The organism is Aeromonas sp. Y293-4 (assembly GCF_027705905.1).
GTDB classification, from domain to species: Bacteria; Pseudomonadota; Gammaproteobacteria; order Enterobacterales; family Aeromonadaceae; genus Aeromonas; species Aeromonas veronii.
Genome location: NZ_JAPDCI010000033.1, coordinates 1 through 11,974, shown reverse-complemented (window position 1 = coordinate 11,974; position 11,974 = coordinate 1). Strand labels below are relative to the sequence as shown.

Annotated in this window: 9 protein-coding genes and 3 pseudogenes; 2 read left to right on the top strand and 10 right to left on the bottom strand. The window is 43.7% G+C overall.

The genetic code is table 11. The features are described 5' to 3' along the window. Positions 1–78 precede the first annotated feature (78 nt). The 3 genes and pseudogenes from OKC31_RS20830 to OKC31_RS20820 all read right to left on the bottom strand — a co-directional run. Positions 79–585 (bottom strand): annotated as a pseudogene (locus tag OKC31_RS20830) (IS1595-like element ISKpn3 family transposase); the annotation flags it as partial. A 93-nt stretch (positions 586–678) separates the two neighbouring features. Then, entirely contained in the window at positions 679–1,629 is a 951-nt protein-coding gene (locus OKC31_RS20825) for a substrate-binding domain-containing protein (protein WP_270657607.1), read from the bottom strand. A gap of 479 nt (positions 1,630–2,108) precedes the next feature. After that, positions 2,109–2,720, bottom strand: a pseudogene (locus OKC31_RS20820) (IS1595 family transposase); the annotation flags it as partial. 1 nt (position 2,721) lies between these two features. Between OKC31_RS20820 and OKC31_RS20815 the strand changes: the two are divergent. Beyond that, positions 2,722–2,897 (top strand): annotated as a pseudogene (locus OKC31_RS20815) (transposase domain-containing protein); the annotation flags it as partial. A gap of 116 nt (positions 2,898–3,013) precedes the next feature. Further along, positions 3,014–4,645, top strand: coding sequence for a methyl-accepting chemotaxis protein (locus tag OKC31_RS20810; protein WP_103261767.1), 1,632 nt, complete (start codon positions 3,014–3,016; stop codon positions 4,643–4,645). Between the two features lie 366 nt (positions 4,646–5,011). Here the strand turns inward: OKC31_RS20810 and OKC31_RS20805 are convergent, their stop codons facing one another. The 7 genes from OKC31_RS20805 to OKC31_RS20775 all read right to left on the bottom strand — a co-directional run bounded on the left by OKC31_RS20805 (position 5,012) and on the right by OKC31_RS20775 (position 11,832). Then, on the bottom strand, positions 5,012–5,722 hold the full coding sequence (locus tag OKC31_RS20805; RefSeq protein WP_270657606.1) for a hypothetical protein: 711 nt from the start codon (positions 5,720–5,722) through the stop codon (positions 5,012–5,014). 22 nt (positions 5,723–5,744) lie between these two features. Continuing rightward, entirely contained in the window at positions 5,745–7,010 is a 1,266-nt protein-coding gene (locus OKC31_RS20800; protein WP_270657605.1) for a relaxase/mobilization nuclease domain-containing protein, read from the bottom strand. An 89-nt stretch (positions 7,011–7,099) separates the two neighbouring features. Further along, a complete protein-coding gene (locus OKC31_RS20795; RefSeq protein ID WP_157416893.1) occupies positions 7,100–7,516 on the bottom strand; it encodes a hypothetical protein in 417 nt (138 codons plus the stop codon). Positions 7,517–7,947: 431 nt separating this feature from the next. Beyond that, the gene (locus tag OKC31_RS20790) at positions 7,948–8,247 is read right to left on the bottom strand and encodes a hypothetical protein (RefSeq protein ID WP_270657604.1); all 300 of its coding nucleotides are present in this window, start codon (positions 8,245–8,247) and stop codon (positions 7,948–7,950) included. A 141-nt stretch (positions 8,248–8,388) separates the two neighbouring features. Then, positions 8,389–8,796, bottom strand: coding sequence for an H-NS family histone-like protein (locus OKC31_RS20785; protein ID WP_223925322.1), 408 nt, complete (start codon positions 8,794–8,796; stop codon positions 8,389–8,391). 910 nt (positions 8,797–9,706) lie between these two features. Continuing rightward, positions 9,707–11,236 carry an AAA family ATPase gene (locus OKC31_RS20780; protein WP_223925299.1) on the bottom strand — a complete coding sequence of 510 codons (1,530 nt, stop codon included), beginning with the start codon at positions 11,234–11,236 and terminating at the stop codon, positions 9,707–9,709. A 2-nt stretch (positions 11,237–11,238) separates the two neighbouring features. After that, on the bottom strand, positions 11,239–11,832 hold the full coding sequence (locus OKC31_RS20775; RefSeq protein ID WP_270657601.1) for a hypothetical protein: 594 nt from the start codon (positions 11,830–11,832) through the stop codon (positions 11,239–11,241). Positions 11,833–11,974 lie beyond the last annotated feature (142 nt).

Here is an 11,974-nt window from a genome sequence, read left to right as displayed (position 1 = left end):
GCTACACGCCGAAACAGCGCTTGGCACAGGCCGCATGACCTCTACTTTTGAGTGCTCCAAAAAATGGGGGGATTACCCTGCCACAAACGGCGTCTTGCCTGCCGCGCCCCGACCCCGTTTGCCACCACGGCGCTCGCCACCCCAGTAGACATCATCGAGCTGAATGATGCCGCTGATGGGCTGCTTGTCATCGGACTCTTTCATGGCTTGCAGCAGCTTGTGCTTGAGCATCCAGGCGGTGTCATATTTGACGCCCAACTGGCGCTTTAGCTCCATCGCTGACAAGCCTGTTTTGGTTTGTGACAACAGGTGCATTGCCAGAAACCACTTGGTCAGTGGGAGCTTGGTGTTTGCGAAAATCGTGTTTCCAGTCAATGACATCTGGTGACGGCAGTGATTGCATTGCCACACACGTGGCCGCCTTCTCAGGCGACAACAGGTCTTGTTGGCACATTCAGGGCAGACAAAGCCGTTAGGAAAACGCCAAGTGAACAGCGCGTTTTCGCACTGAGCCTCAGTGCCATAGTCCTTGAGAAACTCAAACAGGCTGTAGCCTTTCTGGAATTGGATTTTGCTTTTGGCCATGATCTCGCACCTCGATAACTGTACGTAAGATCAGTATAGTTCGTGGTAACTGACTGCTAATCATGGGTAATCAGGAAAAAAAATTAAAAAACACTAAAGAACATCGTTTTTTAATAAAGGGTAATTTAACTTAAGCTCCTCTTCCATATGCTTTTCCTTAATATTATATGGGGTTAGAAATATATACCCAGTATCTATAAATTTCACGCTACCTCTATTAACTATATTAGCCACAGCAGTGGTTACACCAATATACCCTATCCTGTATGGACGCTGCACTACTAGAGCAGTGAAAACCTTTTTATTTAGCCCATCCAACAATCTCTGGCTAATATCAAACCCTATGTTTACCATTTTATCTTGAGCTTTCACTTTCTCTAACGCAAGTAAAAGACTTGAAGATGTGGTCTCGTTGGAGGAAAATACACCATCAATTTTTCCAGAATACTTTGACAATATACTTACAGCTATCTTTCTTCCTTCTGCGACACTATCCCCAATATAGGGTGAGTCCATAATGACAAGACCTGATGCTGTTGCAGCGTCTATAAATCCCTCCTCTCTCAGATCTGTTGAAGAGACCCCCTTTTTTAATCTTAAAACAACTACTCGCCCACCCCGCCCCAGTTTCTCTGCCATATACATACCTGCTTTATACCCAGCACTATAGTTATCAGTGGCAACTAGACTGGCAAGCCGAGTACTACCTGTACGCCTATCAATAAATACAACTGGAATACCTTTCCTATCAAGTTTCTCAACTTCATCATCGTAATTAGCACTTGGTGCCAAAATTAAAGCCTTGCAACCATTTCTTTCTACTATGCTAACTATTCTCTTCTGCTCTTTACCATCACTTGTTGTTTTTGCACCCCGGTAGTAAATAGAATAACCAAGTTCCTTACTGGCGTCCTCAGCTCCACGCTTAACTTGCATCCAAAATATCTCAACAGCACCACCAGGTACGATCTGAATACACTGAGAGTTAGAGGTAGATGCTAATACTTGTGTCAACCCAAAAAATAACCCCACAACAATATTCATTTCATCACCATAGTATTAATAAAGGTAGACTTAAGTAAGTATAATCCATCCTAAATCACAAGTTAATTAAAGAATATCCTGATCAAACCATTGCCTGCACCGTCAAAAAATTTATGATACCATTACAGAACATTGATGTGCACAACATACAACCAATAACTCTTTAAAATGAAAAAGTGGTCAGCCACAGTAATACTCGTCGCATTCATACACCAAATATGGATGAGTTGTTTAATACATTTCCGATAACTTACACTTTCCTTCTATAAAAAACATAAATAATAATACTAGGTATGCCTTTGGAAAATAAACAAAAAAATACCACCCCATAAAAATAAAAGCATTGATATAAAAGAGACATTCATTTCAATTAACTCAAACTTTAATTTACCATTTGGCTTAGTGATTTTATATGACACAGCTCACACATCAATGAATAAAATCACACACTGATTATCATTTTATTTACCTGATCCTGATTACCCATGACCCTCAGCCAGCTTCAAGAGCCGATATGGCATCGGAGGGCTTGCCACGACTGCATGCCCCAATTCTACCAACATGCTATTGAGGTCAAAACGATGATTAAACCGGAAGCAGTATTCAGCAAGATGCCTTGGTAAATGCTTCGCTCCGAGCTTATGACAACTGCCCCGCAGCGAGTTCTTCACATTCCCTATCATCGTGTTTACCCAGTTGAATGCCGGATGATCCAGCAAATCAAGGTTGCCCCCGGTGACAACTCCCAGGTGCTCACAATTGGCCTCCTTGACCGCTTTGAAACAGGCCAATCCATCGGATATCACCGCGCTACCACTGGCAATATGCCGTTTTGCCCAATCAGCAACGGACTTGGTTTTGAAACCATCGACCACCGTCATCCGCATCTTGATTGGATGTCCTTCCTTGTTCAGGGCCACTGCTGCCACAAACGGCGTCTTGCCTGCCGCGCCCCGACCCCGTTTGCCACCACGGCGCTCGCCACCCCAGTAGACATCATCGAGCTGAATGATGCCGCTGATGGGCTGCTTGTCATCGGACTCTTTCATGGCTTGCAGCAGCTTGTGCTTGAGCATCCAGGCGGTGTCATATTACTCGTTGCTGGAGACCGCCAAAGCCAATCAACTGGAGCCGTCAGCGTATATCAATTATGTTCTGCGCGGATCGGCGAAGCGGACAGCCTGGAAAAGCTGGAAGCGCTGCTACCGTGGAATGTGGCGCTGGAGCCGATTTCAAAAAAAGTGGTGCAATACAACGAAGGCAAGTAGGTCGATTTAACGGCGCTTACGGTGTATGCTACGCCGCCCCCGGTGACGACACCATTACGGTGTCAGGCTCCATGGGGCGCTATATAGGTACAGATTCAGGTCATGAAGGGGCAAGTATGTCCATACAAGGTTCGTTGAGAGCACAGTTACTGGCGTTGTTGGGCGGAAGTATTCTTCTTCTCGTCATCATCTCGTTGTTATGTTTCCGTCTGCTGGAGCACGGGGTCGAAGATTATCAATCCCTGGTTAACAGCACGCTGCAAGAGTCGACGCTGGTTGAGCGGGCCAATCTGGAGTTCAAGAGCCAGGTTCAGGAGTGGAAAAATGTCCTGCTGCGCGGCAAGGATCCGGAGGCTCTGACCAAGTATTGGACCCGGTTTGAAGAGCAGGAGCGTGCGGTCAACCAGACGCTGGCGCAACTGAGCCAGTTGGCCGGGCAGTGGCAGGATCAGGAGTTGGTTGCCCAGGTGCGGAGCCTGAGTGATGAACATCAGAAACTCGGGCTGGCCTATCGTCAGGGCAAAGAGAAGTTTGTTGCCGCTCAGGGCGACCCGACTGTGGGGGATCAGGCGGTGAAGGGTATCGATCGGGCAACCAGCGAGCAGATGGAGGCTCTGGTCAAGCATCTGCATGAAGAAGGCAATCGTCAGGCCCAAGCCATTAGTGAGGAGACCCGCAGCCAAGCCATTCTCGGCGTGGTATTCCTGATTGTGGCGTCATTACTGGTGGGGGTGCTCAGTCTCTGGTTGGTGAATCGCCAACTGCTGGTGCCGATCAAGGCGCTCACCGACTTCATTATCCAGTTGAGCCATGGCAAGTTTGATCGACCCTTTGCGCTGCAACGGCAGGATGAACTAGGTGCCCTGGCCAAGGCCGCCAATACCCTGCGCGATTTCTTGGGGACGACCTTTTCCCAGCTCAAGTTGAGTGGCGAGCAGCTGGATAGTGCCAGCCATGAACTCAAGGAAATCTCAGGGTTGATGGCCAAGGGCACCCAGGATCAATTCTCCCGCACCGATATGGTGGCTACCGCGATGCACGAGATGTCGGCGACGGCGCAGAATGTCGCGGAGAATGCCGCATCGGCCGCCCAGGCGACGGATCAGGCGGACCATACGGCTCACGAAGGCGAGCAAGTGATGCAGGACACCATAGGCGGCATTGCCCAGATGGGTAAAGAAATTGACAACACGGCTGGCGTTATAAAACAACTGGATGAAGATAGCCGCCGCATCAGTACCGTGCTGGAGGTGATCCGTTCCATTGCCGAGCAGACCAACCTGCTGGCCTTGAATGCGGCGATTGAAGCGGCGCGGGCCGGTGAGCAGGGTCGCGGCTTCGCCGTGGTCGCGGACGAGGTTCGTACCCTGGCCAAGCGCACGGCGGACTCTACGGCGGAAATCAACCAGATCATCGCCAAGGTACAGCGTGGCACCCAGGAAGCGGTACAGGCGATTGGTAGTAGCCAGCAACTCAGCCAGCAGAGTATCGAACAGGTGACGGTCGCGGGTCGCAAGTTGCAGAGCATCACGAGCTCCATCAGCCAGATCCACGGCATGAACCAGCAGATCGCCACCGCCGCCGAGGAGCAGACGCTGGTGGTGGAAGATATCGCCCGCAACCTGGTGGATATCAAAACCATCGCCACCGAGAACGAAGAGAACGCCCACCGCACCCAGGGTGCCAGCGACCAGTTGCATCAAACCGCGGTCGACCTCAACCGCGCCATGCAAAAGCTGATGGCCTAAATCAAAACCGGGCCCCGCGGATAGCGGGGCCCGGTTTTTCCTAAACAGATGCAAACGGCTTCCCCTAGCGCATCCCAGGGCGGGATCGCACTTTGTTAATGAAATTTCTGATTACCCATGACCCTCAGCCAGCTTCAAGAGCCGATATGGCATCGGCGGGCTTGCCACGACTGCATGCCTCAATTCAACAAACATAAAAATCAAACAGGCTGTAGCCTTTCTGGAATTGGACTTTGCTTTTGGCCATGATCTCGTACCTCAGTAACTGTACGTAAGATCAGTATAGCTCGTGGTGACTGCTAATCATGGGTAATCAGGAAACCAATTAACCCCATGTCCGGGTGGATCACTTTTCAATCGGCGAAATTAGCCAGAGTGGATCAGTTTTCGGTCGGCGTTGACACGTAACAAATTTTTATATTTACCTTTAGCTTTATCTCGAGAGGCTTTTTCTAACTTACTTTGTTTAACATTCATACCTTCAGTGCAAAAGTAAAAAAGAACTCTCTCAGCACAATATAGGTCACATTTCTCTTTTTCTGAGAAAGGTACTTTTTCATTGCTTCTTTTCAGGGCATATAAAAGCAGATCAAGTATCTCAGATAGACATCCTTTCTTACGAAAACGCTCCACTTTCTCATACTCTATTTCATACTCATCCTTCTCTACGCTACATTCCTCAACCATAGGAATAGCATCAATAATCACACCAATAAACTCACCGACTTTCCGACCCGGTATAAAACCATAGCAATCACTATACTGCTCATCGTCGCCTTTACTACGCTTAATCACAGGAGAACCACCAAGGAACCCACGCCTCATATTTTCCATATAAGCATACTGGACCAGTCGTTGCTGCTCCTGGACCCAAAGCTTTGCATTTTTTGCGTCAGCCTCGGTTAACTCTTTTATAAGAGAAAAATCAGAATTTACATCAACTGTACCTAGATGAACATTTACAGCCCTATACCTACGAACACATTTACCTGAACTGAGCTCCAGCTCTTCCAGTACACTCATGGTTTTGCTAAATGATACTGTTCTAAGATTTGCATTCAACCTCATGTTAGCCATGCCACACCTCTCATTATTATTGTTATTTTATGTTTTTTTCTTTAGTTTGTTCATGTGATATGGGATCCCCATACCAATCAGCAATCCATTCATTGTTCGTCAAAATTTCATTCTTAAGTTTTTCTCTGTCTAAGAAAAACATGTTTGGCTTATCAATAGTATCTTTTTCTGAGTTGATATCCTGGACATATCCATCAGGAATCAATGCGTTTGATCCTACATGAACGCTCTCCAGCCCTTTCCTAAAAATTGTACCCAAAACGTCTTTCAACAGTGCTAATGCATTTGATATAAAACTGTCTGTCGGTTCCTCGACTGATAGCAAAACAAAATCCAGTCTTAGAAGCCGGAAAAAGAATGACGATGTACCATATGTTTTTTTATCCACAAATGACTGCACTGATCTTTTCATCTTGGCATATTGTTTTTTAGTACAACGAATCAATGCAGTAAACGGTATCACTCTAAGATCGCTTAATTCATTTAATTCATTTGAAACACCCAAGTTCAGACTGTAATCATCTCGTCTAGGTGAATATTCAATACCTTGCTCGATCAGCTTAAACCAAGTAGCCCGTGATTTTTTAACTTTCGTCCCTGATATCCATCGCTGACCATCTATACTGTAACAGATCCCCTGTGGCTCACGATTATCAGCTCTCCACGGCTTGACCATTACATTATGCTCGCGCAACCCAGTGACAAATTTAGTCATGTTGTTCGGCTGGTTTTTAAAAACCACGTCCATTGCATCCCTAATTATACAGGCGGGATCATGCATAGCATGAAAGCTCCCTCTACCACGGCCATTTTTAATATTGACTATGCTATACTCATGACCGAAATTTGCTTCAGGACTTTTACAGTTCGCCAATCCCAATTCAATTTCTATTTTTCGAGCAGCGTCAACACCCCGAGCATAGTCATTACTATCATCAACTAAGGTTCTGTCAAGTTTTACTCTACATGCCACAACATGTACATGTAGAGAGCTTGTATCGCGGTGTATAACAGATGTCCATCGAGTATCGCTACCATATCCCAATTCACTCATTAGCAGCCTAGCTGCAACTAGACATTGATATGGCGTTAATGATTCATCAGGGCTCAATGATAGTGAATAATGTGCACATAGTTGGTTTCCTGTGCCTGCATACAATGATGCCTGCATATTCAACTCCATGAGTAGTGGCCCGATGTCATAATCAGAGACCTCACCTCTTTCATTCAATGTAATATTTGGTCTATTAATTACACCACCACCGAGATGATAAACCTGTGATGGCATGGATTTTCGTTTCCTACCAATATGTATAGCTCGGTAAATATAAGACAGTCTGTACTGGAAGTTTGGGCCGAACCTGTGTTTTTCAAAATTCATTTCAACTTCACTCCAATCAGAGCTTTTTCAATTCCTATAAACAGAGAATTTATAGATGATAAAGCCTGCATCACTGGAGAGTTATCACTACTGTCAGTAATAAATTTATAAACGTCATTACCGACTTCAGCTTGTCTAATCAACAACATGATTTGATTTAAATTCGATGATATATTGTATAACCCCTCGAGCAATCTCACACGATCATCATATGAAAAATCTGGTGAGATATTACTGTCTGGTTCCCGGAGAGCCAAAAAACGAATCAGGCTAGACTTTTTGGGAATACCATAGGTTTTACTATGCTTAGTTAAAACACGTTGCTCAGCTGCATTAAATGAGATTCGGAGTATTAAACTGCGTTTTTCATCAGCTGATTTTTTGGGTCTACCAGATCGTGGTTTTCTGTTCAATTGCGTGCACCTTTATAATAATTATTAGTAGTGTTATGCGTTTTTTTCAAACCAACCAATTTAATAGACATTAAAACATAGCTGGTTTAGAGTTTTTTCAAAAAATATACAATAGATTTATACGAAGTCACATTAAGAAATGAGCTAAATTATTCGGTGATATTTAATGCTCACTCTAATTATAGTATTGCAAACACTAAATATAATATCAACAATTTTTTGAGCTAAATTATTAATTTAACGACTAACGTTATCAATGGAATTTGCGAAAGTTAATATTTAAAATATGAAATTAACTAGACTTACATGGTGAGTTTAATTTTCTTCCGTGAAATTAAAACTATGACATAGGCTGATTAAAGTTATATAAAAAGGCATGCTCTCATCCTATGACAGACATACCTTTTCTAGATCTGGTCGAACCAATGATGTCATATAAGCTCAAGGCTATGAGATAAAAGCCTCCCAAATGATTGATCGTCAACATAACCCGCATGATCATTTTTACGCATATTTTTTATCTGACTCAGCACAGTAAAAAAACACTCCTCACATAGATGTACCTCATATGCCGTACCATCATGTTTCGAACCATAACCCCATTTTGCAGTCAGGGCTCCAAACTGAGGATTATACAAATTTTGGTTCATATGTGGAGTTGTGCTTTTATGGCATGCGTCACACTGAATATCAGCTATAACCTCAACCTCTTTTGTGGTCATTATTTTCATCGAACACTCGCTATACATGTAGAGTAATGGACGAATAGCATTAACAAAAATGTCTCATGCCACTCTAAACAAAATTTATTATAGTCGAATGAATAAAAAAAGCAGCCTTACGGCTGCTTTCAATACCACGATAATTGTGGATTAGATCAAATAATCCTCTAAGGACTTTCCGCTAGCAACGCCCTCAGCGATGGCTTTCGGCATACGGCCTTGACCAGTCCAGGTTTTTTCCTGGCCATCTTCGTGATACTTGTACTTTGCGGGACGCGGCGCACGCTTGGCCTTTTCCTTTCCTTCAGCTTTCGACGGAGCTGCACTGCCAACCAGTTCGCTGGGGTCAATCCCTGCGTTTTTCAGCATCTCGCTGAATTCCTCGAGCTTACGCAGACGCTCGGCATTTTCCTCCTGATATCGGAGCTCAGCAGCCTCACGCTCTGTAAACACCTCATCAAATTTGCTCTTAATCTCGACCAGTTGTTCGAATGGCAGTTCACGCAGAGCAGCCCGGAGACTACGAATGTTCAGCAGTGTTTTGATAAAATCATTCATGGATATCACGCCTAAAAAGTTATTTGTTTATCGCCTAGCATTATCTCCTAGCTGTAGTTTGGTGCCAATATTTTTCGATAAATTATTTGAGTTGCACAGGGAGGGTATGTTTGTTCGTTCAATGTGTACTGTATGCAATCCTCTCACCGGAGATCGACCTTCAACGGGTTCCATTAGTTACTGCTAGACTTGTGTATTCATACTGGCAGGGATCTGATGATGACGACAATTATTCTGCTAATCGTAGCCCTCAGTACCCCTGAGAGACCCCAGGTCAATGCATATGCGATTTGTGATGCATTTATCGATGATGCAGTGCGGTATTAACAAATGGATACAATGCATCTAACAACACTGCGCTCACAGGTAATGGCTGCGAAAGATCTAGCATTTTTTGAACGGTTGTTTTCGACGACATCAGACAAATTGCTCCGCGCCTATTCTGCCCATAGCATCAAACAGGCTCGTGAAATGGCTTTTCACGATACACGGCAGTGGGAGCTGTTGTTGCTAGATATCGGCATCAAGATGCATGGACGACCCGCTAGTGAGTTGTGGAACACCTATTATCTGGCCTGCCGAGAGACACTATTGTAATACCATCACTATCTAAGATGCCCCCTCGCTCGGGGCTGTTGTGGCACTACAATAGAGATACTCTAGGTATCAAACAGTGCATTTGCGGTGAAATGAAATCGAACTCAGTAGACCAACATCAGCCGTTGTCAGCTGACAACGGTCTGCATCAGCAGCTCATCTCGAACCCGTTCCCCGCTAAAGCCTCCATAACAGCATAATGCTACTTGGCAACAACGGAATGTTTTACATACTCAAATAAAAACGGGAGGAATACCTCCCGTTTTTTCCACCCTTTTGGTTTCAGAAACTTGAAATAGTAGGCAGATATTGATCAGCCAATGCTTGCCTTCTGAAAATCATACTTATCGTAGATACTTTTTAACTGTGAAATTTTATCCTTTAGCGTGATAGATATAGACTTGGTTGTTTTGATTACAGCTGTTAGTTTCTCAGTCGTCACAGTTTTATCATCAGAAACAAACGCTATTTCAACCGTTTCTTTCACCAGTGATTCGATGTCTGCGCCACTATAACCCTCAGTATCTTTGAGAAGTTTGAGTACATCAACTTGTTCCCCAAGTTTTCCACGTTTTTTAAGATGTATCTCAAAAATTCGACGCCTTTCTTCTGCTGAAGGAAGATCGACTAAAAAAAGCTCATCGAATCGTCCCTTTCGCAAGAATTCGGGAGGTAATGCAGAGATATCGTTTGATGTGGCAACCACGTAAACAGAACTTTCTTTTTCCTGAAGCCACGTTAAAAATTGCCCAAACAGTCTAGTAGTTACATCGTTACTACCACTCTGCCCACTGAGACCCGAAAAAGCTTTTTCCAATTCATCAATCCATAGCACACAAGGAGATACAGCTTCCGCAGTTTTGATTGCGCGACGCATATTATTCTCACTCTCACCTACATATTTCCCCATCAATTTACCAACATCAAGACGCAACAATGGTACATTGAACTGGCTAGCTGTAGCTTTAGCAGTCAAGCTTTTACCGCACCCAGGCATGCCAACAATAAGAAGCCCCTTTGGTATATCAATACCAAATCGACGAGCCTCACCCAAATTATTGAATATATGAGATTTGTTGTGAAGATATCTTTTGAGGTTGTCCAAACCACCGATGTCGTTGAGATTAGAATTGAAGGACAAAATTTCTAAAATACCAGTTTTCTTTATAATTTGTTCCTTCTCATCAAGAATCAACTGTTTGTCTGCTGCCGTGATTAGTCCTGAGCGTTGATAAGCAAGGTTAAGAATTTGCCTAATTTCGAAATCACTCAATCCTTTAAAGGATACGCATAATTCATTGATATCCTCAAGGGTAATTGGAATGTTGAATCCATAGGCGTAATCTTGAATGATACTTTCAATGTCATCAGGTCCTGGCAAGGGAATATCGAAAATAGTAACTATTTTTTCCAGTTCAGATGGAATTACGAGTTCTGAACATACTAAAAAAACAGTGACATATACGCCTTCACGAAACATCGTACGCTCTGCAATTGACTTTAGTCGAGCGATGATAGCTGCATCAGCACTTTCGGGACGGAGCTGGCGGTGCACATCTTTTAACACCAAAAAAACATTTTTTGGTTCATTGTCATCAAATGCTGATAGAAATCCATTCAAGTTATCATAGCCGGGTAGCGTGCCAACCGAAATCTTATGTAAGAAATCGACATGATGTCCGGCTTCATTATATTCATATATCTTAGTTCCCTTCTCAGCAATACTTGCTATAAGTGAATCAACTGAATGGGAATCGAAATGGTTTATATAAATAATTGGACGTAACGCAGCAACATACGCTGCTAGTTTGGTCGAAAAATTTGTGTTATCTTCCTGGCTCATACTTAAACTTCCATATAAACAAGTGCATGAGTTGAACTATTGCTCTTATAGTCAATACCATCTAAGATAGGGAATTTACCATTTACGTCATCTACTTTTAGCTCTTCACCACTTTTGCCAAAGTTACGTACAAAGTTCCCATTAACCATTTGAATAATAAGATAGCTAGTCCCTTCAGGTTTTAAATCTTTCCAATAACCTTCTGTGACCCCGGCAAAGCTTTGAACGTGAGGTAGTGCAGGATTCGGCCATGCACTACCGATATCTTGCTTAACTTGCGAAAGTTCTTTCGCAATGTGAGGCCGCATATCCGTATTAGCTAAAACTGCCAAGATAACTAATGGATGTGTTTTAATAAAGCGATCGTAAAATGCACGCGCATCAAGGATATAAAGCTCAAAGTAATGTGAAAATATTTCAGCTATGGCCGACTTAATAAATGGATAGTCTGCACTTCGCTCTTCAATACTCGAAAGAAGTTTGGTGTAGTTTTCATGGTATGTGCGAATAACTTCTCTTATTTTCGCATCCGAACTTTCATGGTGCTCAAGGCGCTCGATATGCTTCCGACGAAAAGCAAATGGATACGCAGCCATTTCAATCTGTTGATTTGTAAAATTACCATGAAAAATTTTGCATAATTCCTTCGCCGCCTCTACATCCAGGGTGAGAGCGTGAACAAATTGTTAAATTGAGGTCAATTTAGCCAACCCAGCATCCAGTACCTTTTCCAGATAG